Source organism: Pseudomonas sp. ef1 (assembly GCF_007293365.2).
GTDB lineage: Bacteria > Pseudomonadota > Gammaproteobacteria > Pseudomonadales > Pseudomonadaceae > Aquipseudomonas > Aquipseudomonas siliginis.
Map to the genome: position 1 here is coordinate 952,439 of NZ_CM129815.1, position 26,013 is coordinate 978,451.

The window sequence follows — 26,013 nt, forward strand, 5'->3', positions numbered from 1 at the left end:
CCTTCTGGGGTCAAGGCTTCCAATTGCCCTCTGCAGTTGGGGAGCCGTCTCTGTTGGTTGGCTAAGATCTATTGCACGGTTTGCCCGAGCCCAGGCGTTAACATTTCGAAGCTATGGGGTATCGGGCGTAATAAAAAATGCCAGGCACTGCCTGGCATTTATGAATTCTCTAATTGTTCTGTTCAAATCGTTTACTACTTGTTGTTGATGCATTGCGAATACATCGAGTAACGAACAGTCTTGAGCGTGCCCTGGGAGTCCTCGAAGGTCATCAACCGTGGATAGACCTGGCAGGTACGGGGGTCCTGCGACTGACGTACGAATTTCGCAACGTCTATCTTCATGCCATATTTGTAATCCTGAATCTCTGGCATTGGCTTGCCATTTTTCTCCGCGTACTTGGCCACTGCGGTCTGGTGTTCCTTGGTGTATTGAAGCTGCTTGCTCTCGGAGAAAGTGTTGGCCTGCGAAGCCACCGAGAAAACAACAAGTGCAGCAGCGATAATTAGCTTTTTCATAAAACCCTCTCAATTTCAAAACTTCTCGGGCGTAACCTTAGCAATGCATAGGCATCACCGGCATGACGAGAAACTTACAATTTTGAAAGGTAAGTGCATCTACTTCACTTTAAACAAAAAAGCCCACAACACGTGTTGTGGGCTTCTCTTTAGCGGAGGCTGTTAGCTAACCACTTCGGCCTCGTCGCCGTCTTCATCCTTGCGGTGTGCCCAGTGATACAGGGCAGGCAGTACCAGCAAGGTCAGTGCGGTGGAGGACAGGATCCCGCCAATCACCACCGTCGCCAATGGCCGCTGAACTTCGGCACCGGTGCCGGTGGCCAAAGCCATCGGGATGAAGCCCAGGGACGCTACCAAGGCTGTCATCAGAACAGGTCGCAGACGGGTCAATGCACCTTCATCGACTGCCTGTCTGAGCGTTCGTCCCTCCTCCCTTAGCCCGCGGATGAAGGCAATCATCACCAGGCCGTTCAGTACTGCAACGCCGGACAGTGCAATGAAGCCGACACCTGCCGAGATCGACAGTGGGATGTCCCGCAGCCACAACGCCACAACACCACCGGTGAGTGCGAATGGAATACCGGTGAAGACCAGCATGCCGTCCTTCAGGTTGTTGAACATCAGGAACAACAAGGTCATGACCAGCAGCAAGGCGACTGGAACAACGATCTGCAGGCGTTTGGCAGCCGACTGCAGCTGCTCGAACTGGCCCCCCCAAGTCGTCCAGTAGCCCGCAGGGATTTGCACCTTCTTGTCCAGCGATGCGGTCGCCTCCTCAACGAAGGACCCCAGATCGCGGCCTCGAACGTTGGCGCTGACGATAACCAGACGTTTGCCGTTCTCGCGGCTGATTTGGTTCGGGCCCAGTTGCAGGTCCAGATTGGCGACCTGGGACAGCGGGATGAAGCCGATCTGATTGGCACCCTGTGCCGCATTGGCAGGTACCGGGATCAGCAAGCTGGACATACCCGCTACGTCGGTGCGAACGGTCTCTGGTAGGCGTACTACCATGTCGAACCGACGGTCGCCCTCATACAGCGTGCCGGCCTGACGGCCACCCACGGCGATAGCGATCGAGTTCTGAACATCCGCGATGTTCAGGCCGTAGCGTGCTGCTTTTTCGCGGTCAATGTTGATGGTCAGCACCGGCAGGCCGGATGTCTGCTCAACTTTCACTTCCGATGAGCCCGGGACCGCTTTGAGCGCTGCCGCGATCTTGTTGGCGGTGTTGTTGAGCACGTCCATGTCATCGCCGAAGACTTTCACAGCGACGTCACTACGCACGCCCGAAATCAGCTCGTTGAAACGCAGTTGGATTGGCTGCGACAACTCGTAGTTGCTTCCTGGAACACCCGCTGCGGCCTTCTGCACTTCAGCAATCAGCTCATCACGAGGCTTCTTCGGGTTAGGCCACTGATCCTGAGGCTTGAGCATGATGTAGGCGTCAGAGGCGTTCGGCGGCATCGGGTCAGATGCAATTTCTGCGGTACCCGAGCGTGCGAACATCCGCTCAACTTCAGGCACCTGCGCAATCACCGCTTTCTCCAGACGCTGCTGCATCTCGACAGATTGAGTGAGGCTCGTTCCAGGCACACGCATGGCCTGCATCGCAAAGTCACCCTCACTGAGGCTTGGGATGAACTCGCTACCCATACGACTTGCCAGCAAACCACTGAGCACGACCAAGGCTACTGCGGCCGAGAAAGCGATGTTCCGATGTCCCAGCACCCATTGCAGAACCGGTTCATAGCGCAGTCGAGCTGTGCGCATGACCACGCCTTCCTCTTCCTTCACCTTGCCAGTGACGAACATGGCAATAGCTGCAGGAACAAAGGTAACGGACAGGACCATTGCACCCAGCAGCGCCATCACAACGGTGAAGGCCATCGGGTGGAACATTTTGCCTTCGACGCCGGTGAGGGCGAAGATCGGCAGGTACACCACCATGATGATCAGCTGACCGAAGATCAGCGGCCGGCGAGCTTCTCGCGCCGCGGCAAAGACCTCGTGGAAGCGTTCGGTTTTGGTGAGCATGCGGCCATGCTTATGTTGCGCATGAGCCAGTCGACGGATCGCGTTTTCTACAATAACCACGGCACCGTCGACGATGATGCCGAAGTCGAGTGCCCCCAAACTCATTAAGTTGGCACTGACCTTGTTGTTGAACATGCCTGTGAAGGTGAACAGCATGGACAGCGGAATCACCATCGCGGTGATCAGAGCCGCACGGATGTTGCCGAGGAACAGGAACAGAATGGCGATAACCAGGATCGCGCCTTCCACCAGGTTCTTCTTCACCGTCGCGATGGCTTTTTCAACCAGGTTGGTACGGTCGTAAACAGTCACAGCCACCACGCCCTTTGGCAGGGTGCGGTTGATGTCCGCCAATTTGGCGGCGACAGCTTGAGATACGGTGCGGCTGTTTTCACCAATCAGCATGAACACGGTACCGAGCACGACTTCGCGGCCGTTCTCAGTAGCAGCACCTGTACGGAGCTCTTTACCGATGCTGACGTCAGCAACGCTGCTGATGCGAATCGGTGCACCATCCACACTGGTGATCACGATGTTGGCGATGTCTTCGATATTGCCTACCTGACCCGGTGCACGGATGAGCAACTGTTCACCATTACGCTCGATGTAGCCGGCACCGACGTTGGCGTTGTTACTTTCCAACGCTGCGACCAGGTCATTGAGTGTCAGCTTGTAGGTAGCCAGGCGCTTTGGATCCGGCGCAACCAGGAACTGCTTGGCATAACCGCCGATGGTATTGATCTCGGCCACACCCGGGACGTTACGCAGCTGAGGCTTGATGATCCAGTCCTGGATCACGCGCAGGTCGGTCGGGGTGTACGGCGTACCGTCCTCTTTGACCGCGCCATCTTCGGCTTCAACAGTCCACAGGAAGATCTCGCCGAGGCCGGTAGATACCGGACCCATGACGGCCTCTACACCTTCTGGCAGCTGTTCCTTCGCAACCTGCAGCCGCTCGTTGATCAACTGGCGGGCAAAGAAGATGTCAGTGCCATCCTTGAAGATCACGGTGACCTGAGACAGGCCAGAGCGAGACAGGGAACGGGTCTGCTGAAGGCCCGGGAGACCGGCCATGGCCGTTTCAACTGGAAACGTGATCCGTTGTTCGGTTTCCAAGGGCGAGTAACCAGGCGCTGCAGTGTTGATCTGCACCTGGACGTTGGTGATATCGGGTACCGCATCGATGGGCAGCTTTTGATAGCTGTAGATACCGATACCCGCCATGATCAGAACGGCGATCATTACTACGATGCGCTGCTCGATGGCGAATCTGATGATACGTTCAAACATGAGAAATCATCCTGTCAGTTCGCATCAGTGACCGTGTTCGGCAGAAGCTTTGCCGAGCTCGGACTTGAGTGTGAAGCTGCCACTGGTTGCTACCTGGGCGCCGGCTTCAATACCGTCGATGATTTCCACGTACCCATTGTCGCGGCGACCCAGTTTTACCGGGCGGGTGTCAAAGCCATCTGGGGTGCGTACGAATACCGAAGGTTTGTCTTCAACGGTCTGCACAGCGTGCTCAGGGACCGCTACGGCAACTCGATCGGTCTGGGAGGTGACCGCAATGTTTACGAACAGGCCTGGACGCCAGGCGCCGTTGGGGTTGGTCAAGGTGACGCGGACAGTAGCTGCACGGTTTTGCTCGCCCAGCAGGCTGCCGACATAACCCACCTTCCCTTCGACCTCGACGTTCATGTCAGGCGAAGAGACTTTCACTGCACGGCCAGTCGTGACCTTGCCCAGATCTGTCGGCGGAACTGCGAAGGTCGCCCAGACCTGATTCAGGTCGGAAAGGATGAAGGCGTTGGTCGCCTCGCTGACGACTTCGCCGACGGTCAGGTGTTTCTCCACTACCACGGCGTCGAAGGGAGCGCGGAGCTCGTAACGATTACCGCCAACGGAGTTAACCGAGGCACCGATTGCGCCGACCTTCTGCTTGGCGTTGGCCAAGGAGATCTCCGCTTCTTGCAGCGCTTGGCGTGCTTGGAGGTAGTCTTGCTCTGCAGAGATCTTGTCCTGCCACAGTTGCTTCTCACGTTCGAAGGTCACACGCGCCAGTTCGACGCGACGCTGTGCGGCCTGTTGTTCGCTGCGCAGGTCAGAGATCTGCTGGCTGGCGATTACCGCGAGGACTTGCCCTTTCTTGACCGTCTCGCCCAGGTTGGCCTGGACAGCCTCAACAACGCCAGGAACACGAGGAACCACGTGGGCAGTACGATCTTCGTCGAAGCGAATTTCGCCAGGGAAGCTCACGACGGTACCGAGGTCACGAGGCGCTGCAGCTTCCAGGGCAACACCAGCGGCCTTGATCTGTTCAGCGCTGAGCGTCAGCTTGCCCTCTTCTTCACCGCCCTCTTCGCTGTGGCCTTCTTCACCATGGCCCTCATCACCTTCCTCTTTGGCGGCAGATGCGGCTTTCTTTTCGTCGCCATGGCCATCGTTAGCGCCATGCTCGGCAGTACTGGCGGCCTGCTGTCCGGAACTGTTGTTCCAGGCAAGGCTGCCAAATCCGAGGGCTGCCACAGCGGCTACCGCGAGGGCGATCTTGCGTTTGTTATCCATTGCTACTCCTGCTGATCGTAGGCACCGGCTTGTTCAAGGCTGTGTGCCGAAGAAAATGTTTGGCCCGTTCAGCGAGTGCCGGCGGTTGAGCCGACTTCGCCATAAACCCTTTCCACCTGCGCACGCGCATTGGTCGCCGCTGCCAACGATTCGAGGTATTGGCCACGAGCGACGATCAAGGTGCGCTGGGCATCCAGCACTTCGATGAAACCGAATTTGCCCATCTCGAAGCCGCGGGTTGCGGTCTCTACGGCTTGTTGGGCTGAAGGCAGAATGGTCTTGTCGTAGGACTCGACCTCCTGCATGGCGGTGGACCATTGGTTCAACGCGGTTTGGGTTTCGGTGCGCAGGCGCAGCTCAACAGCATTGCGCTGGTCCCGGGCCTGATCTGCACGACGAGAAGCGGAAAGAATGTTGCCCTGGTTACGATCGAACAGCGGCAAAGGGATAGACAGGCCCACAGTGTTGACCCGCTCGCGCACAGAGCGGTCGTACTGGCTACCTACACTGACAGTAAGGTTCGGGATACGCTGAGCTTTCTCTGAGCCGAGCGAGGCATCGCTCTTGTCTATCTGCACCACGGCCTGACGCATTTCTGCTGTTTGGTCGAGCTTAGCCAGCAGATCTTCAGTGCGAGGTGGCAAGCCCGGGGAGAGGGTTGGCGATTCGAGTCGATCAAACACGGTGACTGAGCTCCCGGTAATTTGAGCGAGCTGTTGGTAAGCGGTCGCTTTTTCCGTTTCTGCACGTCGAACTTGCAGCTGGGCTTCGGCCAGTTGCACTTGAGCGCGGGTCGCCTCCACTGGGGACGACTTACCTGCGCGAACACGGCCATCGACGATGCGAAGACCGCGCTCAGTCAGTTCGAGAGATTGCTTGGCCAGGTCGAGACCTGTCTGGGCCCGCAACGCGGCGTAAAAGGCTTGGACGACATCTGCACGCAGGCCGTTAACGCGACGGTCTAACTCAAGCTGTGCGGCGGTCTGCCCGTATGTGGCGACGTCAACACGAGCCCCCCGCTTACCGCCCAGCTCAAGGGTCTGGCTGAGAGAGACAGTCGTCTGGCTGGTGTTACGACGGGTGTCTTCCACGTCATACGAGATTGTGGGGTTGGGGATAAGCCCGGCCTGCTTGCGAGCACCATCAGCGATCCCAATTTCTTGCCTGGCCGCGGCCAGGTCTGGGTTGGCATCCATGGCCGTCGAAAGCGCCTGGGGCAAGCTGATGCTTTGGGCAAGGGCTGCAGGCGCCATCAACCCAGAGATGACTGCACAGAGTGCAGCGATCTTCCAGGGCGAGACGGGGGTCTTGGGTAAGACATTGCGGTTATACCGGGGCACTTTGATGGTCCTCGTGCACAAACTTCGATAAAGCTTGGCGAGAACGCCGAAACAGCTGCCAAGCCCCACTTGATTAGGTGATGGCACTCTAATGAGCGGTAGCTATCAGAGGGGTGGCTAGAAAATTACAATTTCGTAAGAAAGCTTTGTAATGCCCGTAAATACTGGGAAACCCAACCCGACACGATGATTTCGATACAAGCAACAGAGATGGCAAACACGCGGTGCGAAGGTGCCGAATAACAGGTAGATGACGAAATTGTAATTGTCCTATCACCCTCCCGTTATCTTCGGCCTGCAAATATGAGCTCGCGCTACGCTAGGCGCGCCGCCGGGTCAGAACAACTAACGACACCCGCGCCGGTAAACATAATAAAAACTGCCGTGAATCAAAGGAGCATCGGATGAAAATCAAAGTACCACTGTATTTGGCGGCAGTTTCTGCGCTGTCTGGAAGCTATGCTATTTCGGCACAAGCTGAAGACAAGCCAGAAGGCTTCATTGAAGGCAGCAGCCTTACAGTGTTGAACCGTAACTTCTACTTCAACCGTGATAACCGCGACAGCACCGCCCCCACTTACAACAGTGGCAAGGGCAATACGAACGGCTACTCCGAAGCCTGGGCGCACGCGATCATCAGCAAATTCAACTCCGGGTTTACCCAAGGTACCGTTGGCTTTGGCGTTGATGCCTTTGCCATGATCGGCCTCAAGCTCGACACCGGTGATGGGCGCAACGGCGGCCGTAGCTCCTTCGACGTGCTGCCCGTTGATAACAAGGGTGAAGCTCGCGACGAATACACCAAGGTCGGCGGCGCAGCCAAAGTCCGCTTGTTCGATACCATCGTGAAAGTGGGTGATGTCTTCCCATCGACCCCGGTCGTCGCATCGGGTGACTCTCGCCTGCTGCCAGAGAGTTTCCGCGGTGTGACCGTTGAGAACACCAGCATCCAGGGCCTTACCCTCCAGGGTGGTCGTCTGCATGCGATGAGCCAGCCGGTCTCAAGCAACCTGAACGACAACTTCGTGACGTTCTACGGCGGCCCGGTCAACTCGCCATGGATCGGTTACGGTGGCGGTGACTACTCGATCAACGACAACTGGACTGTGAGCGTCTACGCCAGCCAGCTGAAAGACGTCTGGAATCAGTACTACGCCGGCACAAGCGTGGTTTACCCGCTGAGCGACGATCTGGCGCTGATCGGTGGCTTCAACTACTACAAAGCCGTAGATGAAGGTAAGAAGCGCCTGGGTGAATTCGACAACAACATCTGGAGTGCCAAGGTCGGTGTGCGTTACGGTGCCCACACCCTGGCCCTGTCGCATCAGCGCAACAACGGCGACGACGATTTCGACTACCTGCGTCAGTCGGACTCGATTTTCGTCGACAACTCCATCCAGTACAGCGACTTCAACTCGCCGAAAGAGCGTTCCTGGATGCTGCGCTATGACCTGAACTTCACCAGCTACGGCATTCCAGGCCTGACGTTCATGACGCGCTACGCCAGAGGCTCGGGTGCGGATTACTCGAACGCTAACCAGTTCTACATGCGCACCGACGACAACGGCAACCCGCTCGACAATCAGAAGCGTTGGGAGCGTGACGTCGAAGTCAAATACGTTGTCCAAACCGGTCCGGCAAAAGATCTGTCCTTCCGGTTGCGCCAGGCAACCACGCGTGCCACTGCTTTCGAATCGGATCTGGATGAAACTCGTGTAATCATCGAGTACCCGCTTTCGATTCTGTAATTCGCTAACTGGGCCAGTTATCCATTGGCGGGTCCTGTTAGTAAAACGAGCATTACGCATTCACCTTGAGTGGCTTAAGTGCTCCTTTGGTAAAAGGTGGATATTTGGCGCCCATTGGGCGCCTTTTTTTTGCCTAAAATTCAAGTAGGCGTTCGATTGTACGCATCGCATGCCGGTGAAGTTCATGACTACACCAATGACCAGTCTCTTCAATGTGAGCGACCTCGCCGTCATCTGAGCGGAACGAAGCCAGCACAAAGAAGAAAATAACCCAATACTTCATAAGGTCAAATCACCTGCTGGAGAGAGGGCCCGCAACTGTCAAACCCAAACCGCGACAAGATATACCGCCAGACTATCAACTGTATTACCTAGAAATTACAAATCCGTCATTTGAGCCCCGGCACGCTCATTTTGATTTACCATCCCTTTCAATAATGCCGGCGCGCGTGCGCGGTTAATTGCTCAGTGATATCGAGACAAAATCCCATGCGAATTCTGGTAATTGAGGATGAAGTAAAAACTGCGGAGTATGTGCGTCAAGGTCTGACGGAATGTGGCTATGTCGTAGATTGCGTCCACACCGGGTCAGATGGATTATTCTTGGCTAAGCAGCACGAATATGAGCTGATTATCCTGGATATAAATCTGCCAGAGATGGACGGTTGGCAGGTCCTTGAGTTGTTGCGTCGTAAAAACTGCCCTTCCCGTATCATGATGCTGACGGCGAGAAGCCGGCTGGCGGATAAGGTCCGGGGGCTGGAGAACGGAGCAGATGACTACCTGATCAAGCCATTTGAGTTCCCTGAGCTGCTGGCCCGGGTTCGCGCCTTGATGCGCAGGTCAGATCACCCTGCATCCGTAGAGGTCATTCGCGTCGCTGACCTGGAGCTTGATCAGAGCCGGCACAGGGCATTCAGGGACGGTCAGCGCATTGACCTGACCACGAAAGAATTCGCGTTACTGCATTACCTGATGCGTAATACCGGTGTGGTGCTGAGCCGCACCCAAATTATTTCGCAGGTTTGGGATATGAATTTTGACTGCGACACAAACGTTGTAGAGGTGTCGATTCGAAGACTCAGAGCCAAGATAGATGACCCTTTCGAGACCAAACTGATACATACGCTTCGGGGCGTAGGGTATGTGCTTGAAAAACGATAGTTGCCAAGCTCTCTAGTACCGAAAATCCGCTACATGCTCCCGTCGCTTGCGAACTTGAGGTTTCTGTTTACGATCCGCGGCGCTGATTCCTCACTCAACAAATGAGGTAGGCTGTACATGAGGTATAGCATTGATTATCAGCAGGTTTCGCAAGGACAATCCGATGCCAGCATTGATGCCTGTCCAGCTGACATTGTCTTCAACAGCGACCATGGCCTAGCTCTTATCCCGTGCGTTGGCGATGTTATCAACCTCCCCTCTACGGCGGTCAAAGAAGGGGTTTGCGGCATCGTTAGATCAAGGATTTTCAATTATCTCAGAGGTCCTGAAGAGCTGTACTGTCACGTCAATATTCTCGTTGAGGAGGCGGACATCAATTTCGAAAGTCTCATCTCGGAATACATGCGCAATCAGTCACGTGCTCGCTCGCCTTCTTCATAAAGTCGAAGGCGGGCCAGTCCATTAATGGTTGTGTATGGGTGAGGGTTCAGCAGAGCGAGCGCCTACTGAGCACCAGAGATGAATAGTCACACCCTAGTGGTTTAACGCGGTACTGCTGGTGTACGCAGGGCCGGACTCATTGTTTTTTGAATGGCGCATTGCAGCACATAGAAATATAAAACCCCGGAAGCAAATACGATTGCGGACAGATAAGCAAACTCAGAGTCTAAAACCCCGGAAACCATATACAATTTAATCGTGATAGAACCCATAATAATTCCGGTACAGTACATGACGCCTGTGAACTGATTGCCCAAAAAACTCAGTATGCCGCTGAAGGCATTGTTCGCACTCAACAGCATTGCTTTCAGTATCGTCCAGCCGAGAACTTTCAGAAAAGCCTTGATCATGAAGGCGAATAACATCGACGATGCAAACAGTTTTATCGGGGTTTCTGCCCACGGCTTGATGGTGCCGTCTACTTCAACGCCGGTATACAAGATGATATTCAGAATAATCGCCATAAGGGTGCATATGCCGAGGCGTATCATTTCCCGCTTAAGCGGGGCCATCATTATCACTGCGTGAATCTTGTTTCCAAAGTATCGTTTTAGTCCTTGGATCGACATTTTTCTTCCTATGCTCTCGGGTATGACGCTGTTGTAGCGTTGTATGACGGTCATGCTTTTACCCGAAGAGAGGTGACGCTTCAACGGTCCTGAATTGCGCAGGGGATCTCATGTCCTTCCCCTGGCTGGGTAGCTTGCTGAGAAATTCTCATCTACCTGCGTGGCAACGATGCGGCCACCCCGCCGCCGTCAGAGCTCTGGAGGACTGGCTGCTGTCAGCAACTCATCGAGTGACGGAACCTTAGCGTTTGCACTGAGGACGAGTGTTCTGGATCGGAGTATGGATACATCAAAGAAAGATTCGCACTCGACTCTTCCGTTTACTTCTCTCCAGTGGGTGACTTCTGGTATCAACTCATTAGGCACCGGGTATAGTGCCATAGGGTTATGGAATACCTCCACTTCAGCAGACCACGGCTCGTAGCCATATTGCGGCCAGAGCTGACCGTAGTCGCTGGACGCTACATCCAACAGAAATGGGATACCTCGTGATGCTCCCGGAGAACGGTCGAAAAACTCACCAAACCGCAAGTATCGGTACCCGTCTAGATGAGCTCCACCTGAGATCGGCACTCGGCTGAGCTTTGGCACTGTGCAGGCATTGGTGAAAATGACCGCTGAAAGATGGGCATTTTCCATTAGCGTAAATAGGCCGTTGGGGCGCCCTGATAGCAGAGATGTCTCTTCCTCCACAGTTATCAGGTGCGTACCACGATGCGCAGATGAGTGAACTGCAAAGCCATAGAGATAGCTGATGAGCGACTCCCTGCTCCACAGCATTGAACTGGGCGCATGGAAATCGGCTAAGGCCAGAATGAGCGGCTTACCCTCCACGTGCGGTAGGGATTCGTAACGCTTGTCCAATTTGTTTTGGATGGTCCTCGCAAACCTTTCTGCAGCCGCTCCTAAGAAACGCTCATGTCGGTCAGCGGGTGGGGGGACCGGCGAGGCGCCAAAATGCTCATACCGCTCTTCCGGGTTGGCTGTCACTGCTTCAACCCAGGCCTCATCTCCCAGCCTATTCTCGATGTGAAAATCGGGTGATTCTTTAGGCTGGGTGACCAAGAGTCCCTGTTCACGAAAAATCGCTAATAGGTGGGCTTCCCAGAGGCGGGTGTGAAAATTCTCAGTCTGGCAATCGGGAACCCAATTTCTGTCTGGGGATGGCAGTGCGAGATACAGTTGATTCAGCGCCCACGCCCCAATACGGCGGCTTGGATCAAATAGTGATTTGAACACCACGCTTGGTGTGCGCTTACCCATTCTGCTTAGAGGAGCACGTCGTCGTTCACCTGAAGGGAGTGGAAGCGGATGGGCTTGGGTATAGAGAAAATGGCTGATTGAGGCGCGGGCTTCGGACTCGCCAGTGGTGCACTCACCATGGCTGAGGAGCACCCACACGCTATCGACACGACGCCGCAAGGTGACAATTCCGAAGCTGCCGGAATTGATATTTCGGGTTAGAGCGGCACAAGAAATTCCGTCCTCACTAAGCCATGCCCCTACTGGCGGGCTGTCCCCAAACCCCAACCCTCGTGGAAGCGACAAAGCGATTAGATCGAACATCGGCGCAGCAATTTCTTTCATTCGCTGATCTCGGCAGTCGTCAAAATGCATTCCATCAATGCCTCGGAGCGTGCCCGCCGGCGATGGCATCGGTGGAGGTACCTATTGAAGAAGGGGGCTTTGCTCCACCAGGACGTCTCGGTTGGTGAAGATGGTCTCAATGGTTGCAGCCTCGGCAGCCACATGAGTCTTTCGCGTGATCTCTTCAAGGGCCAGTTCGAGCCGGTAGTCTTGGAAATACTCGTACAGCTTTTCAGAGCTCTCGGATATCTCCTCCCCACCATTTTTTGCGAACAAGATGTGGATGATCGCTGCGAGTGGGAGGGAGATGTCGAGATCCTTCTCTTCTGCATCTGACTCCGAGTTCAAACCGTCGAAATACCTCTCCAGATGATTCTGGAGCTCCTCAAGCCAGAACTGAGATAGGTTGCTAGGTAGGGAGCTTTCAGGCCCGGTCAGAAGGACTTCATCTCTGAATAGAGCCAGCAGATTGGGGTTTGCCATGGAGGACCTCACGATTAGATTTGAGAGCAACTGGTCAGCATAGTCCACCTCAAGATGACCACCTCCTTGACGCCCATCCTGGTGCTCCTGAGCATCAGACGAGTGAATCGCCCCGAAACCTGTAGATACAAAATGACCGCTTCTCGCCGTTAGCTGCCTTTCTTGAAGGACAGCTTTGGGTCGATAGCGGCCTTCGTGGAGGTTGGTGTCTACGGGGTCGGTTTAGTCATTCTGAATCTCCGGTTTCACCTCCGTGAGGCCGGCCATCGTCATGCATCAGATCTTGATTGACACGCGTGCCGCTTTGGATAGCCTTGCAATTGAGGGCTGCAACTGCGCATTTGTCGGGCCTGGGTACCAGCATGAGCCCCCGCAATTTTGGCAGCAGAGGAAGCTGGTTCCTCTGAAGTAGTGACGGCGGGCATTGCCAGTCGGATTCTGAACCCAAGGTCGCCAGACTAGGAGCTAAAGGATCGCTGCGACTACTCCTCATCCCTTACCGAAAAGTCACGCGTCGGTCGTAAACGGCCCTTTCCAGGCCAATCAACTTTTGTGATTGGTGAGTAGGGATTTCTCGGCTTTTCTGTGAAAAGCACCCCTTCATTTCACAAAAAAAATGGCGAAGATTCCAATTTCACGGGGTCTGGCCTATCACCTATTTTGTGAACCTACAATCCTGATTGCTACCCGCTCATGAAAAACCCCGGCCAATGCCGGGGTTTTTTTGCCTCAGTCATTCCCAGTGCCGACACTCTCCAACCGATACCCATACCCATAAATTGTCAGCAACTGCCAACCCCGATCCGCTGTCAGCCCGAGCTTGTTGCGCAATCGGTAGATATGCGTATCCAGTGGCCGCGAAGAAGTTGTCTCCTCGTTCGGCCAGAAGCGCTCGTACAGGTAATCCCGCGACAATGGCCGCCCCAGGTTGCTGAACAGGCAGCGCGCCAAGCGGTATTCGCGTTCGGTCATGAGGATCGGTTTGCCTTCACGGGTGACGGTCAGTTCGGCGTCGTCGAAAGTCAGATCGTGAAACGTCTGTATTTCGCCCGCCGCGCTGCGCGGTTGGCTATGCCGACGCAATACCGCAGCCACCCTCGCCTTCAACTCATTGGGGCGAAACGGCTTGCTGACATAATCGTCAGCCCCGGCATTCAAGGCTTGAACGATATCGCTCTCGCCATCGCGGCTGGTGAGCATGATTGCAGCGGGTGGCGCGTCCATGTGTTCGCGGGTCCAGCGCAGCAGTGCCAGACCCGTGAGATCAGGAAGTTGCCAATCGAGAATCAACAGGTCGAAGGTTTCCCGGCGCAACTGGCGCAACAAGTCTTCCCCGCGCTCGAAGCTGTGCAGTGACCACGGCTGTTCTCCAGCTTCGGCCATTTGCTCCAGGGTTTGCTCGACCCGGCGCAGTTCGGCGGGTTCGTCGTCCAGAATGGCAACGCGCATCGGCGGTGTTCCTTGTCGCTGGGGCTGGGATGTCGACAATAGCGACTCCCCGGCCGCGATGAAAGAAGCAGCCCGTCGGTGGTCGACGTCCGCTATGATTCTTCGGGTCTACGCCTCCGACCAGAGACCTATGAAACCCTATCCACTGCCCTGCCCTTTGCCTCATGCGTAACCCTCAACGCCGACGTGAAAGTCGTGAGCCGAGCCAGGTCCAGCGTCTGTTCCGGCGGCTGGTGCGCGAGTGGTTGTGGATAAGTCTAGTGCTGTTGCCGCTGACTGCCTTGTTGTCTTATCGCGCCCAGATCAATCTGCACAATCCGTCGCCAGCGCCCGGCGCTCTGTTGTCCGTGGTGATGGTCGCGGGTGTGCTGGGATTGTTGCTGTGGCGGCCGCGTTGGGCGCTGTGGGTAACCTTGGCCGGTATGGCCTGTGCGCTGATCGCCAGCGCCCTGCTGGCCGAAGCCCGCTACTGGTGGTCGCCAACGCCAGCAGCCCTGGGAATGTTGTTCGGTTACCTGATCTGGAACTGGCGACGCCTGAGTGTTGTGCTGACGTATTTCGGCTGGGAGCTGGCACGTCTGGACAGCGAACCGAAAGTCTTCCCTGAACGTCGGCGGACCCGCTTCACCGGTGCCGACCGTTTGCAGGGCCAGATCATGGCGCTCGAACAAGCCATGAGCCGCACCCGCGACACCCGGCGCTTCATTGCCGATGGCCTGGAATACCTGCCGGTGGCGACGCTGATCAGTGATCCGCAGGGCAAGATCCTGCTGGGCAATCGCAAAGCGCGCGAGTTGTTCGAGGTTCCGCTGGTGGGTGATGACGTACTCGATCAACTGGCACGGCTCGGCTATCCGGAATTATCCACAACGCCGCGACCGCCGCTGGCCACCCTGCCGCTGCTGGAATTTCGCGATCACAAGGAACGCAGTCTGCGCCTGGAAAGAGCGGCGCTGCTGCCGGTCGACGGCGATACGCCGATCGGTTGGCTGCTCAGCCTGACGGACTTGAGTGCCGAGCGTGCGGCTGAGGAGCAGCGCGGCGTCCTGCTGCGTTTTCTTTCCCACGACCTGCGCGCCCCCCATTCGGCGATCCTCGCCCTGCTGGATGTGCATCGTCATCAGGCGGGTGCTGATGCGCCGCTGTTCGAGCAGATTGAGCGCCAGGTGCGCCGCGCGCTGGATCTGACCGATGGTTTTGTCTTGTTGGCGCGGGCTGAATCCGAGACCTACCAGTTCCGCCCGACATTGTTCGCCATGCTGGTACTGGACGTGCTGGATCAGGCGTTGCCGATCGCCCAGCAGAAACGCATCGAGCTGCTCAACGAGGTCGATGAGCAATGCCAGGAGCGGCTGATTCTGGCCGATCAGGGATTGCTGACGCGCGCCCTGTTCAACCTGCTGGAAAACGCGATCAAGTACAGCCCCGCAGACAGCACTGTGCAACTGAAGGTCAGCTGTGATGGACAGTGGCTGCGCTGCGAATTGACCGATCAGGGCAAGGGCATTGCCGCCGATGAATTGCCTGACCTGTTCAGCCAGTATCGGCGTTTCTCTTCGGCCCAGGGCATCGACGGCGTGGGCTTGGGTTTGTCGATGGTCAAAGCCGTGATTGATCATCATGGCGGTACGATTGAGTGTCGTAGCGTGGTCGATGCGGGAACCACTTTCCTTATCGAGTTGCCGCTGCTTGCTGAATGAAAAAGGGGCACAAAAAAACCGGCTATAACGGCCGGTTTTTTTACATCCGAATAAAACTTATGCACGGATTTCATTCAAATTAAAGATTTGAAAATATATATATAAATCAACAACTTAAATTTGAATTGCTCTGCTTTGGAGGGAAAGCGTACACAGGTTATCCACAAAATTCAGACAGCCAGTTGGTCACTCGCGGCCGGTGCCTGTGGCGCCGGTGGCAGCGAGCCCATTTCACGCTGGGTCTTCTCGTTCCACGCCTGCACACGGTCATTCAGATCAGCGATGGCGCGCGGCCCACTGCCTTCGGCATACATCGGTTCGCCGATGACCACAGTGATCACTCCGGCCTGTTTGCCCCAGCCGATTTTTGGCCAGAATTTGCCGGCATTGTGTGCAATCGGCAGCACCGGAAGCGCCGCATTCACCGCCAATGCGCTGCCACTGCGAGAGAATTTTCCGACAGTGCCGTAGGGGACTCGTGTGCCTTCGGGAAAGATCAGCACCCAGACGTTGTCCTTGAGCAGCTCGTCGCCTTTAGCCGCGACTTGTTTGAGCGCGGCCTTCGGGTTGTCGCGGTCGATGGCGATCGGGCGCAGCATGGCCATGGCCCAGCCGAAGAACGGCACGTAGAGCAATTCGCGCTTGAGCACTTGGCTCAATGGCGAGAAATAAGCGGAGAGAAAGAAGGTCTCCCAAGTGCTCTGGTGGTTCGATTGAATCACGCAGGGCCGGTCAGGCACGTTTTCCGCGCCTTTGATTTCGTAGCGGATGCCAAGGAACACCTTGGTCAGCCACAGGGCGCAACGGCACCAGTACACGTTGATGAAACGATAGCGCGCCTTGAAGGACAGAAACGGCGCGATGAAAAAGCTCAGACTGCACCACAGCAACGCTGTTGTGCCCAGCAGCAGATAAAAAACAAAGATTCTGAAGGCCCGCAGTATCGACATGGCGACGGTTACCGTTACGGGGCAATGCCCCGACTGTTCAAGCGCACTCCCGAGCAATCCCTGGCCAGGAAATTCAGAAGTACCCTAGTTGTGGATAAGTTCTGCGGCAATCGCCGCCAGATCGTCAAAAATCAGGGTGCCAACCGGCAGGGTTTTACCCTGAGTCTTTTCGCCTTTCCCGGTCTTCACCAAAACTGGCTGTGAATCGACGGCTTTGGCGGCCTCCAGGTCACCAAGGCTGTCGCCGACGAACCAGACGTTGGTCAACGGCACCGTGTAATGCTCGGCAATGGTTTTGAGCATTCCCGGTTTCGGTTTGCGGCAATCGCAACCTTCGTCCGGGCCATGCGGGCAATACACGATCAAACCGACTTCACCGCCCTGCTCTGCGACCAGCTTGCGCAGGCGCGCGTGCATGGCCTCGAGGGTGGCGAGGTCGTAATAGCCGCGAGCAATGCCCGACTGGTTGGTGGCCACCGCCACCGTCCAGCCGGCCTTGCTCAACTGCGCAATCGCTTCGATCGAGCCGGGCAGCGGAATCCACTCCTCCACCGACTTGATGTAGGCATCGGAGTCGTAATTGATCACGCCGTCACGATCGAGAATCAGCAGTTTCAACAGCAATCCCTCAACCCAGCAGCGAAATGTCGGCAACACCGAGGAACAGGCCACGCAGGCGCGCCAGCAGCGCGTAGCGGTTAGCTCGCACATTGGCATCGTCGGCATTGACCATCACCGCGTCGAAGAACGCGTCGACCGGCTCGCGAAGTGCCGCCAGGCGTGCCAGCGATTCGTTGTACTGACGCGCTGCGGCCATTGGCTGCACGGCCTGATCCGCTTGCTGGATCGCCGAGTACAGCGAGAACTCGTTGGCGTTGTCGAAATACTTGGCTTCGACCACGGTCGGTACCGAGCCTTCGACTTTGCTCAACAGGTTCGACACGCGCTTGTTCACCGCCGCCAGCGCTGCCGCTTCCGGCAGTTTGCGGAAGGCCTGCACCGCCTGCACACGCTGGTCGAAGTCCAGCGCCGAACCCGGCTTCAGTGCACGTACCGACAGGTAGGTGGCGACGTCGACGCCTTCGTCTTCATAACGCGCACGCAGGCGGTCGAAGATGAATTCCAGCACGGCATCGTTGAGGCCGGCAGCCTTGACCTTGCCGCCGAATGCATTCACCGCGAAAGCCACGGCGTCGTTCAGGTCCAGGTCCAGTTGTTTCTCGATCAGGATACGCAGCACGCCCAGTGCCGCACGGCGCAGGGCATACGGGTCTTTGCTGCCGGTTGGCAGCATGCCGATACCGAAGATGCCGACCAGAGTGTCGAGCTTGTCGGCGATGGCGACGGCTGCACCGGTCAGCGTCGCCGGCAGTTCAGCCCCGGCACCGCGTGGCATGTATTGCTCGTTCAGCGCCAGCGCAACGTCCTGCGGCTCGCCGTCATTGAGGGCGTAGTAGTAACCGGCGACACCTTGCATCTCCGGGAACTCGCCAACCATTTCGGTGGCCAGGTCGCACTTCGACAGCAGGCCCGCGCGGGCAGCCCACGAGGCGTTGCCGCCGATACGTGCGGCGATGTACGCGGCCAGTTTGGAAACGCGCTCGGCCTTGTCGTAGACGCTGCCGAGTTTTTCCTGGAACACCACGTTCTGCAGGCGCAGGTTAAAGTCTTCGAGCTTCTGCTTCTTGTCCTGCTTGAAGAAGAACTCGGCGTCGGTCAGGCGTGGGCGAACCACTTTCTCGTTACCGGCGATGATCTGCTGCGGGTCTTTGCTTTCGATGTTGGCCACGGTAATGAAACGTGGCAGCAACTTGCCGTCGGCATCCAGCAGGCAGAAATACTTCTGGTTGTCCTGCATGGTGGTGATCAGCGCTTCCTGCGGCACGTCGAGGAAGCGTTCTTCGAACGAGCACACCAGCGGCACCGGCCATTCAACCAGCGCAGTCACTTCGTCGAGCAGTGCCGGCGGAACGATCGCCGTGCCTTCCTGACGGGTGGCCAGCTCTTCGGTGCGCTTGCTGATGATCTCGCGACGCTCGTTGGCATCGGCCAATACATACGCGGCCCGCAGGTCGGCGAGGTAGCTCGACGGCGAACCGATGCGCACGCTCTCCGGATGATGGAAACGGTGACCACGGGATTCACGGCCAGCCTTCTGCGCGAGGATCGTGCAATCGATGACCTGGTCACCGAGCAGCATCACCAGCCACTGCGTCGGACGCACGAATTCTTCCTTGCGCGCACCCCAACGCATGCGTTTCGGGATCGGCAGGTCGTTCAGCGAATCTTCGACGATGGTCGGCAGCAGGCTCGCGGTCGGCTTGCCGGCGATGTTCTGGCTATAACGCAGTTTCGGACCGCTCTGGTCGATTTCGCTCAGCTCGACGCCGCACTTCTTGGCGAAGCCGAGGGCGGCCTGAGTCGGATTGCCGTCAGCGTCGAACGCCGCCTGACGTGGCGGGCCATCGAGGTTGATGCTGCGATCCGGCTGCTGAGTAGCCAGCGCAGTGATCAGCACAGCCAGACGACGTGGCGCGGCATAAACGGTTTTGCTTTCGTAGCTCAGGCCGGCGGCTTGCAGGCCCTTGTCGATACCGGCGAGGAACGCATCAGCCAAAGTGTTCAGGGCTTTGGGTGGCAGTTCTTCGGTGCCCAGTTCAACCAGAAAATCTTGCGCACTCATTGTGCAGCCTCCAGCTTGGCCAGTACTTCGTCACGCAGATCCGGGGTCGCCATCGGGAAGCCCAGCTTGGCGCGAGCCAGCAGGTAGGCTTGCGCAACGGAACGCGCCAGGGTGCGCACGCGCAGAATGTATTGCTGACGCGCGGTCACCGAGATTGCCCGGCGCGCATCCAGCAGGTTGAAGGTGTGCGACGCCTTCAGCACCATTTCGTAGCTCGGCAACGGCAGCGGCTGGTCGAGTTCGATCAGGCGCTTGGCTTCGCTTTCATAGAAGTCGAACAGCTCGAACAGTTTGTCGACATTGGCGTGTTCGAAGTTGTAAGTGGACTGCTCCACTTCGTTCTGGTGAAACACATCGCCGTAGGTGACTTTGCCGAACGGGCCGTCAGCCCAGACCAGGTCGTAGACCGAATCGACGCCTTGCAGGTACATCGCCAGCCGCTCGAGACCGTAGGTGATCTCGCCGGTCACCGGGTAGCACTCGATGCCGCCCGCTTGCTGGAAGTAGGTGAACTGAGTGACTTCCATGCCATTGAGCCAGACTTCCCAGCCCAGACCCCAGGCGCCGAGGGTAGGCGATTCCCAGTTGTCTTCGACGAAGCGGATGTCGTGCACCAGCGGGTCGAGGCCGACATGCTTGAGCGAGCCCAGATACAGCTCCTGGAAATTGTCCGGGTTCGGCTTCAGGACTACCTGGAACTGGTAGTAGTGCTGCAGACGGTTCGGGTTTTCGCCGTAACGGCCGTCAGTCGGACGGCGGCTTGGCTGCACGTACGCGGCGTTCCAGGTTTCCGGGCCGATGGCGCGCAGGAAGGTCGCGGTGTGGAAAGTGCCGGCGCCTACTTCCATATCGTAGGGCTGAAGTACCACACAACCTTGCTCGGCCCAGTATTGCTGGAGCGCGAGGATCAAGTCTTGGAAGGTACGCACGGCTGGCGTAGGCTGGCTCACGAAATTCACCTGTTTCTTGGGCTGCGATTTAAAGAGCGGGAGTATACCCGATTCGTTGCTGCGCACGCCCCCTGGAGCCTTATGCCACGCTGCTTTTGGTGTACCGAAGATCCGCTGTACATGGCTTATCACGATCAGGAGTGGGGCACGCCGCTGCGCGATGCGCAGGGTTTGTTCGAGTTGCTTTTGCTCGAAGGGTTCCAGGCCGGGCTGTCGTGGATCACTGTGCTGCGCAAACGCGAGCGTTACCGTCAGGTGCTGTTCGGCTTCGATGTGCAGCGCGTGGCGCAGATGAGCGATGCCGAAATCGACGAGCTCATGCTCGACTCGGGCATCATCCGCAATCGCCTGAAACTCAACGCCGCCCGGCGCAATGCCCAGGCGTGGCTGGCGCTGGAGGATCCGGTGGCGTTGCTCTGGTCATTCGTGGGCGACCAACCGATCATCAATCATTTCAAGGATCGCAGCGAAGTCCCGGCGATCACCCCCGAAGCGCTGGCAATGAGCAAAGCGCTGAAAAAAGCCGGCTTCACCTTCGTCGGTCCGACCATTTGCTACGCGCTGATGCAGGCCTCGGGCATGGTCATGGACCACACTCAGGATTGCGACCGCTACGCGCAGCTCGCCAACGCCGGTTAGAATGCCCGCCTCGCGCACAGCACAAAGATCAGGAGTGACCTGTGGAAAAGTTTAAAGGCGCCTTGCTGGTAGGCGCTCTGCGGCTGTTTGCCCTGCTGCCATGGCGGGCCGTGCAGGCCGTGGGTTCGGCGATCGGCTGGATCATGTGGAAGACCCCCAATCGTTCCCGCGACGTGGTGCGGATCAACCTGTCCAAGTGTTTTCCGCAGATGGATGCGGCCGAACGTGAGCGTCTGGTCGGACAGAGTCTGAAGGACATCGGCAAGTCGCTGACCGAAAGCGCCTGCGCGTGGATCTGGCCGGCGCAGCGCTCGATCGATCTGGTCCGTGAAGTCGAAGGCCTCGATGTGTTGAAAGACGCGCTGGCTTCGGGCAAAGGCGTGGTCGGCATCACCAGTCACCTCGGCAACTGGGAAGTGCTCAACCACTTCTATTGCAGCCAGTGCAAACCGATCATTTTCTACCGTCCGCCGAAGCTCAAGGCAGTGGATGAATTGCTGCGCAAACAGCGCGTGCAGCTGGGCAACAAGGTCGCGGCCTCGACCAAGGAAGGCATTCTCAGCGTCATCAAGGAAGTGCGCAAGGGTGGTGCCGTGGGCATTCCCGCCGACCCGGAACCGGCCGAATCCGCCGGGATTTTCGTGCCGTTTTTCGCCACCCAGGCACTGACCAGCAAATTCGTGCCGAACATGTTGGCCGGCGGCAAAGCGGTCGGTGTATTCCTGCACGCCCTGCGCCTGCCCGACGGCTCGGGCTACAAAGTGATTCTCGAAGCCGCGCCAGAAGCGATGTACAGCACCGATACCGCAGAGTCCTGCGCGGCGATGAGCAAGGTAGTGGAACGTTATGTTGCGGCGTATCCGAGCCAGTACATGTGGAGCATGAAACGCTTCAAGAAGCGTCCGCCGGGCGAGGCGCGCTGGTACTGAGCAACTTCGATGGGGTGACGGTTGATGCAGACGGGCTCGCCTTGCTCAATCGGTAGCTCAAGGCGCCTGCCGCTCAAGCTTTTTCAGGAATACCGTCATCTCCTTCTCGGCCTGTTTGTCACCGTGGGCGCGGGCCGCTTCCAGGCCTTGTTCCCAGGCCTGACGCGCAGCGGCGTGATCGCCTAGCGCCAGCTGCGCCTTGCCCAGCAGCTTCCACGCTGCCGAGTATTTCGGATCGAAAGCGACACAACGCTGAAAATGCTCGGCAGCCTTGGCGTTTTCACCCAAGTCCAGATAACCCTTGCCCAGACCGAAGCGCAGAAGCGCGTTATCCACACCCTTGGCGAGCATTTTTTCCAGGGATTCGAGCATTGGCGGATTCCTTTCTATTGTTCGTCAGAGAACCTGCGAGTCTGTCAAACCGCTTTCGCGAGCAGGCTCGCTCCCACATTTGGAATGCATTCCACTGTGGGAGCGAGCCTGCTCGCGAAGGGGCCATCACGGGCAACGCTGTCTTCAGGTCAGAAGAAGCTCAACCCCACATGAAACAGCTTCTCCACATCGCGAATATGCTTTTTATCCACAAGGAACAGAATCACATGGTCACCTGCTTCGATCACCGTGTCGTCGTGGGCGATGATCACGTTCTCGTTGCGGATCACCGCGCCGATGGTGGTGCCTGGTGGCAGGCCGATCTTCTCGATCGGTTTGCCGATGACCTTGCTCGATTTCGCATCACCGTGGGCAATCGCCTCGATCGCTTCCGCCGCGCCGCGCCGCAGTGAGTGCACGCTGACGATATCGCCACGGCGCACGTGGGCGAGCAAGGTGCCGATGGTCGCCAGTTGCGGGCTGATGGCGATATCAATGTCGCCGCCCTGGATCAGGTCGACGTAGGCCGGGTTGTTGATGATCGTCATGACCTTCTTCGCCCCCAGCCGTTTCGCCAGCAGCGACGACATGATGTTGGCTTCGTCATCGTTGGTCAGGGCGAGGAAGATATCGGCGTCGGCGATGTTCTCTTCCAGCAGCAGATCGCGGTCCGAGGCACTGCCCTGCAACACTACAGTGCTGTCGAGGGTATCGGAGAGGTAGCGGCAGCGCGCCGGGCTCATCTCGATGATCTTCACCTGATAGCGGCTTTCGATGGCCTCGGCCAGGCGCTCGCCGATCTGCCCGCCCCCGGCGATAACGATGCGTTTGTAGGTTTCGTCGAGGCGGCGCATTTCGCTCATTACCGCGCGAATGTCCTCACGGGCAGCGATGAAGAACACCTCGTCATCGGCCTCGATCACCGTGTCGCCCTGCGGCAAAATCGGCCGGTCACGGCGGAAGATCGCCGCTACGCGGGTTTCGACGTTCGGCATGTGCTCACGCAACTGGCGCAGTTGCTGGCCCACCAGCGGCCCGCCGTAATAGGCGCGCACCGCCACCAGTTGCGCCGCGCCTTCGGCGAAGTCGATCACCTGCAAGGCGCCGGGATGCTGGATCAGGCGCTTGATGTAGTTGGTCACGACCTGCTCGGGACTGATCAGCACGTCCACCGGAATCGCTTCGTTCTGGAACAGCTGTTCCTCGCGATTGAGGTACGACGCTTCGCGCACGCGAGCGATCTTGGTCGGCGTGTGGAACAGCGTGTGGGCGACCTGGCAGGCAACCATGTTGGTTTCGTCGCTGTTGGTCACCGCTACCAGCATGTCGGCGTCGTCGGCACCGGCCTGACGCAGCACCGACGGCAGCGAGCCCCGGCCCTGCACGGTGCGGATGTCGAGGCGGTCGCCGAGGTCGCGCAGGCGCTCGCCATCGGTGTCGACCACAGTGATGTCGTTGGCCTCGCTGGCCAGATGTTCGGCCAGCGAACCGCCGACCTGTCCCGCACCGAGGATGATGATTTTCATCCAGTCACTCCATGAATCCGTTTAGCCGCGCGCGGCGGCGATCTTGATCAGCTTGGCGTAGTAGAACCCGTCATGCCCGCCCTGCTGGGCCAGCAACTGGCGACCATGGGGCTGCTTGATGCCGGCCGCTGTGGCCAGGTCCAGTTCACGGGCACCGGGGGTGCGCGCGAGGAACGCGGCGATGACTTCGGTGTTCTCGGTCGGCAGCGTCGAGCAGGTGGCGTAGAGCAGGATGCCGCCGACTTCGAGGGTTTTCCACATGGCGTCGAGCAGTTCGCCTTGCAGTTGCGCGAGGGCGACGATGTCGTCCGGCTGGCGGGTCAGCTTGATGTCCGGATGGCGGCGTATCACGCCGGTGGCCGAGCATGGCGCGTCGAGGAGGATGCGCTGGAACGGTTTGCCGTCCCACCATTTGTCGATATCGCGACCGTCGGCAGCGATCAGTTCAGCGTTGAGGCCGAGGCGCTCGAGGTTTTCCTTTACGCGCACCAGACGCTTGGCTTCCAGATCCACCGCCACCACCCCGGCCAGTGCCGGTTCGGCTTCAAGGATGTGGCAGGTCTTGCCGCCAGGGGCGCAGCAGGCGTCGAGTACGCGCTGGCCCGGCGCCAGATCAAGCAGGTCGGCGGCCAGTTGCGCGGCTTCGTCCTGCACGCTGATCCAGCCTTCGGCGAAACCCGGCAGGCTGCGCACATCGGCAGCAGCTTCGAGGACGATGCCGTCGCGGCTGTAAACGCACGGCGTCGCGGCGATCCCGGCTTCGCCCAGCAACGCAAGATAAGCATCGCGGCTGTGATGACGGCGGTTGACCCGCAGGATCATTGGCGGATGCGCGTTGTTCGCTGCGCAGATCGCTTCCCACTGCTCGGGCCAAAATGCCTTCAGGGATTTTTGCAGCCAGCGCGGGTGGGCCGTGCGCACCACCGGGTCGCGTTCCAGTTCGGCGAAGATCGTCTCGCTTTCGCGCTGGGCATTGCGCAGCACGGCGTTGAGCAGACCTTTGGCCCAAGGCTTTTTCAGCTTGTCTGCGCAGCCGACGGTTTCGCCGATCGCGGCATGGGCCGGTACCCGGGTGTAGAGCAGTTGATACAGACCAACCAGCAGCAGCGCCTCGACATCGGCGTCTGCGGTTTTGAATGGTTTCTGCAGGAGTTTTTCCGCCAGTGCCGACAGGCGTGGCTGCCAGCGTGCGGTGCCGAAGGCCAGGTCCTGAGTGAAACCGCGATCGCGATCCTCGACCTTGTCCAGTTGCGTCGGCAGGGAGCTGTTCAGCGAGGCTTTGCCGCTAAGCACGGCGGCGAGCGCCTTGGCGGCAGCCAGACGCGGGTTCATTGCGCTTCCACCGCAGCGCCGAGCACGCTGCCGACGGCGAATTTCTCACGGCGGCTGTTGAACAGGTCACTGAAGTTCAGCGCCTTGCCGCCGGGCAATTGCAGGCGGGTCAGGCACAGCGCTTGTGCACCGCAGGCGACGATCAGCCCGTCTTTGCTGGCGCTGAGGATTTCACCCGGGGCGCCAGTGCCTTCGGCCACGGATGCGGCAAGCACTTTCAACGCTTCGCCATTGAGCGTGCTGTGGGTGATCGGCCATGGATTGAAGGCGCGGACCAGACGTTCCAGCTCCACCGCCGGACGTCTCCAGTCGATGCGTGCTTCGTCTTTGTTGAGTTTGTGTGCGTAGGTGGCGAGTTCGTCATTCTGCACCTCACCTTGCAGGGTGCCGGCAGCCAGACCGGCAATCGCCTGCACCACGGCGGGCGGCCCCATCTCGGCGAGGCGATCATGCAGGGTGCCGCCAGTGTCTTCAGCGCTGATCGGCGTGACGACCTTGAGCAACATCGGCCCGGTATCCAGCCCGGCCTCCATGCGCATCACCGTTACACCGCTTTCGGCATCGCCGTGTTCGACCGCGCGCTGGATCGGCGCCGCACCGCGCCAGCGCGGCAGCAACGACGCATGGCTGTTGATGCAACCCAGACGCGGAATATCCAGCACCGCTTGCGGCAGGATCAAACCGTAGGCGACCACCACCATCAAGTCCGGCTTCAGCGCGGCCAGCTCCGCCTGGGCGTCGGCATTGCGCAACGTCGGCGGCTGCAACACCTGGATATTATTTTCTAGGGCGAGTTGTTTGACCGGGCTTGGCATCAGTTTTTGCCCACGGCCGGCCGGGCGATCCGGCTGGGTGTAGACCGCGACGATCTCGTACGGGCTGCTCAGCAGGGCCTTGAGGTGTTCGGCGGCGAATTCCGGGGTACCGGCAAAAACAATGCGCAGTGGCTCAGTCATGAAAGGCGTCTCATATAA

Annotated in this window: 21 protein-coding genes; 5 read left to right on the plus strand and 16 right to left on the minus strand. The window is 58.1% G+C overall.

Annotated elements, in window-relative coordinates; translation table 11 throughout:
• Positions 1-194: 194 nt before the first annotated feature.
• The 4 genes from FEE99_RS04555 to FEE99_RS04570 all read right to left on the minus strand — a co-directional run bounded on the left by FEE99_RS04555 (position 195) and on the right by FEE99_RS04570 (position 6,457).
• A complete protein-coding gene (locus tag FEE99_RS04555; protein ID WP_003253432.1) occupies positions 195-518 on the minus strand; it encodes a DUF2790 domain-containing protein in 324 nt (107 codons plus the stop codon).
• A gap of 162 nt (positions 519-680) precedes the next feature.
• Positions 681-3,842: a CusA/CzcA family heavy metal efflux RND transporter gene (locus FEE99_RS04560; RefSeq protein WP_010951454.1), complete on the minus strand. Its 3,162-nt coding sequence runs from the start codon at positions 3,840-3,842 to the stop codon at positions 681-683.
• A gap of 24 nt (positions 3,843-3,866) precedes the next feature.
• Positions 3,867-5,117, minus strand: coding sequence for an efflux RND transporter periplasmic adaptor subunit (locus FEE99_RS04565; RefSeq protein ID WP_010951455.1), 1,251 nt, complete (start codon positions 5,115-5,117; stop codon positions 3,867-3,869).
• Positions 5,118-5,185: 68 nt separating this feature from the next.
• Positions 5,186-6,457, minus strand: coding sequence for a TolC family protein (locus FEE99_RS04570; RefSeq protein WP_135002145.1), 1,272 nt, complete (start codon positions 6,455-6,457; stop codon positions 5,186-5,188).
• Between the two features lie 404 nt (positions 6,458-6,861).
• Between FEE99_RS04570 and FEE99_RS04575 the strand changes: the two genes are divergently transcribed.
• Both FEE99_RS04575 and FEE99_RS04580 read left to right on the plus strand, forming a co-directional pair.
• Entirely contained in the window at positions 6,862-8,205 is a 1,344-nt protein-coding gene (locus FEE99_RS04575) for an OprD family porin (RefSeq protein WP_003253422.1), read from the plus strand.
• 489 nt (positions 8,206-8,694) lie between these two features.
• A complete protein-coding gene (locus FEE99_RS04580; RefSeq protein WP_003253420.1) occupies positions 8,695-9,369 on the plus strand; it encodes a heavy metal response regulator transcription factor in 675 nt (224 codons plus the stop codon).
• Between the two features lie 542 nt (positions 9,370-9,911).
• On the opposite strand, the gene FEE99_RS04585 is transcribed toward FEE99_RS04580, so the two are convergent.
• The 4 genes from FEE99_RS04585 to FEE99_RS04600 all read right to left on the minus strand — a co-directional run bounded on the left by FEE99_RS04585 (position 9,912) and on the right by FEE99_RS04600 (position 13,958).
• A complete protein-coding gene (locus FEE99_RS04585) occupies positions 9,912-10,439 on the minus strand; it encodes a hypothetical protein (protein WP_041476519.1) in 528 nt (175 codons plus the stop codon).
• A 189-nt stretch (positions 10,440-10,628) separates the two neighbouring features.
• A complete protein-coding gene (locus tag FEE99_RS04590) occupies positions 10,629-12,026 on the minus strand; it encodes a hypothetical protein (protein ID WP_223296393.1) in 1,398 nt (465 codons plus the stop codon).
• Positions 12,027-12,107: 81 nt separating this feature from the next.
• Entirely contained in the window at positions 12,108-12,509 is a 402-nt protein-coding gene (locus FEE99_RS04595) for a hypothetical protein (protein WP_153428583.1), read from the minus strand.
• Positions 12,510-13,238: 729 nt separating this feature from the next.
• Positions 13,239-13,958 carry a response regulator transcription factor gene (locus FEE99_RS04600; RefSeq protein ID WP_039757187.1) on the minus strand — a complete coding sequence of 240 codons (720 nt, stop codon included), beginning with the start codon at positions 13,956-13,958 and terminating at the stop codon, positions 13,239-13,241.
• 164 nt (positions 13,959-14,122) lie between these two features.
• On the opposite strand from FEE99_RS04600, the gene FEE99_RS04605 reads away from it, so the two are divergent.
• The gene (locus FEE99_RS04605) at positions 14,123-15,658 is read left to right on the plus strand and encodes a sensor histidine kinase (protein ID WP_041476518.1); all 1,536 of its coding nucleotides are present in this window, start codon (positions 14,123-14,125) and stop codon (positions 15,656-15,658) included.
• Between the two features lie 170 nt (positions 15,659-15,828).
• Here the strand turns inward: FEE99_RS04605 and FEE99_RS04610 are convergent, their stop codons facing one another.
• The 4 genes from FEE99_RS04610 to glyQ form a co-directional block, all read right to left on the minus strand.
• Entirely contained in the window at positions 15,829-16,608 is a 780-nt protein-coding gene (locus FEE99_RS04610) for a lysophospholipid acyltransferase family protein (RefSeq protein WP_041476517.1), read from the minus strand.
• 84 nt (positions 16,609-16,692) lie between these two features.
• Entirely contained in the window at positions 16,693-17,232 is a 540-nt protein-coding gene (gmhB, locus tag FEE99_RS04615; protein WP_167351293.1) for a D-glycero-beta-D-manno-heptose 1,7-bisphosphate 7-phosphatase, read from the minus strand.
• A 4-nt stretch (positions 17,233-17,236) separates the two neighbouring features.
• Entirely contained in the window at positions 17,237-19,291 is a 2,055-nt protein-coding gene (gene glyS, locus FEE99_RS04620) for a glycine--tRNA ligase subunit beta (protein WP_041476515.1), read from the minus strand.
• Positions 19,288-20,241: a glycine--tRNA ligase subunit alpha gene (gene glyQ / locus FEE99_RS04625; RefSeq protein ID WP_003187265.1), complete on the minus strand. Its 954-nt coding sequence runs from the start codon at positions 20,239-20,241 to the stop codon at positions 19,288-19,290. The genes glyS and glyQ overlap by 4 nt, the downstream gene beginning before the upstream one ends.
• An 81-nt stretch (positions 20,242-20,322) precedes the next feature.
• Between glyQ and tag the strand changes: the two genes are divergently transcribed.
• Both tag and FEE99_RS04635 read left to right on the plus strand, forming a co-directional pair.
• On the plus strand, positions 20,323-20,880 hold the full coding sequence (gene tag / locus FEE99_RS04630; protein WP_041476514.1) for a DNA-3-methyladenine glycosylase I: 558 nt from the start codon (positions 20,323-20,325) through the stop codon (positions 20,878-20,880).
• A gap of 41 nt (positions 20,881-20,921) precedes the next feature.
• Positions 20,922-21,809: a lysophospholipid acyltransferase gene (locus tag FEE99_RS04635; protein ID WP_039757181.1), complete on the plus strand. Its 888-nt coding sequence runs from the start codon at positions 20,922-20,924 to the stop codon at positions 21,807-21,809.
• 57 nt (positions 21,810-21,866) lie between these two features.
• Here FEE99_RS04635 and FEE99_RS04640 read toward each other — a convergent pair whose 3' ends face one another.
• The 4 genes from FEE99_RS04640 to fmt form a co-directional block, all read right to left on the minus strand.
• A complete protein-coding gene (locus FEE99_RS04640) occupies positions 21,867-22,181 on the minus strand; it encodes a tetratricopeptide repeat protein (RefSeq protein ID WP_041476513.1) in 315 nt (104 codons plus the stop codon).
• 149 nt (positions 22,182-22,330) lie between these two features.
• Entirely contained in the window at positions 22,331-23,707 is a 1,377-nt protein-coding gene (trkA, locus tag FEE99_RS04645; protein WP_041476512.1) for a Trk system potassium transporter TrkA, read from the minus strand.
• A gap of 21 nt (positions 23,708-23,728) precedes the next feature.
• Positions 23,729-25,039, minus strand: a complete 1,311-nt coding sequence (gene rsmB, locus FEE99_RS04650; RefSeq protein WP_041476511.1) for a 16S rRNA (cytosine(967)-C(5))-methyltransferase RsmB — start codon at positions 25,037-25,039, stop codon at positions 23,729-23,731.
• A complete protein-coding gene (gene fmt, locus FEE99_RS04655; RefSeq protein ID WP_041476510.1) occupies positions 25,036-25,995 on the minus strand; it encodes a methionyl-tRNA formyltransferase in 960 nt (319 codons plus the stop codon). The genes rsmB and fmt overlap by 4 nt, the downstream gene beginning before the upstream one ends.
• Positions 25,996-26,013 lie beyond the last annotated feature (18 nt).

What these genes read in the sequence shown, in the direction of transcription:
- FEE99_RS04600 (WP_039757187.1), bottom strand. Translation starts at nt 13,958, where the DNA reads ATGCGCGTTGCCATTCTGGACGACGAACCCGCCGAACTGCGCCGGGTC.
- FEE99_RS04565 (WP_010951455.1), bottom strand. Translation starts at nt 5,117, where the DNA reads ATGGATAACAAACGCAAGATCGCCCTCGCGGTAGCCGCTGTGGCAGCC.
- tag (WP_041476514.1), top strand. Translation starts at nt 20,323, where the DNA reads ATGCCACGCTGCTTTTGGTGTACCGAAGATCCGCTGTACATGGCTTAT.
- FEE99_RS04560 (WP_010951454.1), bottom strand. Translation starts at nt 3,842, where the DNA reads ATGTTTGAACGTATCATCAGATTCGCCATCGAGCAGCGCATCGTAGTA.
- fmt (WP_041476510.1), bottom strand. Translation starts at nt 25,995, where the DNA reads ATGACTGAGCCACTGCGCATTGTTTTTGCCGGTACCCCGGAATTCGCC.
- FEE99_RS04590 (WP_223296393.1), bottom strand. Translation starts at nt 12,026, where the DNA reads ATGAAAGAAATTGCTGCGCCGATGTTCGATCTAATCGCTTTGTCGCTT.
- trkA (WP_041476512.1), bottom strand. Translation starts at nt 23,707, where the DNA reads ATGAAAATCATCATCCTCGGTGCGGGACAGGTCGGCGGTTCGCTGGCC.
- FEE99_RS04640 (WP_041476513.1), bottom strand. Translation starts at nt 22,181, where the DNA reads ATGCTCGAATCCCTGGAAAAAATGCTCGCCAAGGGTGTGGATAACGCG.
- FEE99_RS04605 (WP_041476518.1), top strand. Translation starts at nt 14,123, where the DNA reads ATGCGTAACCCTCAACGCCGACGTGAAAGTCGTGAGCCGAGCCAGGTC.
- FEE99_RS04575 (WP_003253422.1), top strand. Translation starts at nt 6,862, where the DNA reads ATGAAAATCAAAGTACCACTGTATTTGGCGGCAGTTTCTGCGCTGTCT.
- FEE99_RS04580 (WP_003253420.1), top strand. Translation starts at nt 8,695, where the DNA reads ATGCGAATTCTGGTAATTGAGGATGAAGTAAAAACTGCGGAGTATGTG.
- FEE99_RS04585 (WP_041476519.1), bottom strand. Translation starts at nt 10,439, where the DNA reads ATGTCGATCCAAGGACTAAAACGATACTTTGGAAACAAGATTCACGCA.
- FEE99_RS04595 (WP_153428583.1), bottom strand. Translation starts at nt 12,509, where the DNA reads ATGGCAAACCCCAATCTGCTGGCTCTATTCAGAGATGAAGTCCTTCTG.
- glyS (WP_041476515.1), bottom strand. Translation starts at nt 19,291, where the DNA reads ATGAGTGCGCAAGATTTTCTGGTTGAACTGGGCACCGAAGAACTGCCA.
- FEE99_RS04610 (WP_041476517.1), bottom strand. Translation starts at nt 16,608, where the DNA reads ATGTCGATACTGCGGGCCTTCAGAATCTTTGTTTTTTATCTGCTGCTG.
- rsmB (WP_041476511.1), bottom strand. Translation starts at nt 25,039, where the DNA reads ATGAACCCGCGTCTGGCTGCCGCCAAGGCGCTCGCCGCCGTGCTTAGC.
- FEE99_RS04555 (WP_003253432.1), bottom strand. Translation starts at nt 518, where the DNA reads ATGAAAAAGCTAATTATCGCTGCTGCACTTGTTGTTTTCTCGGTGGCT.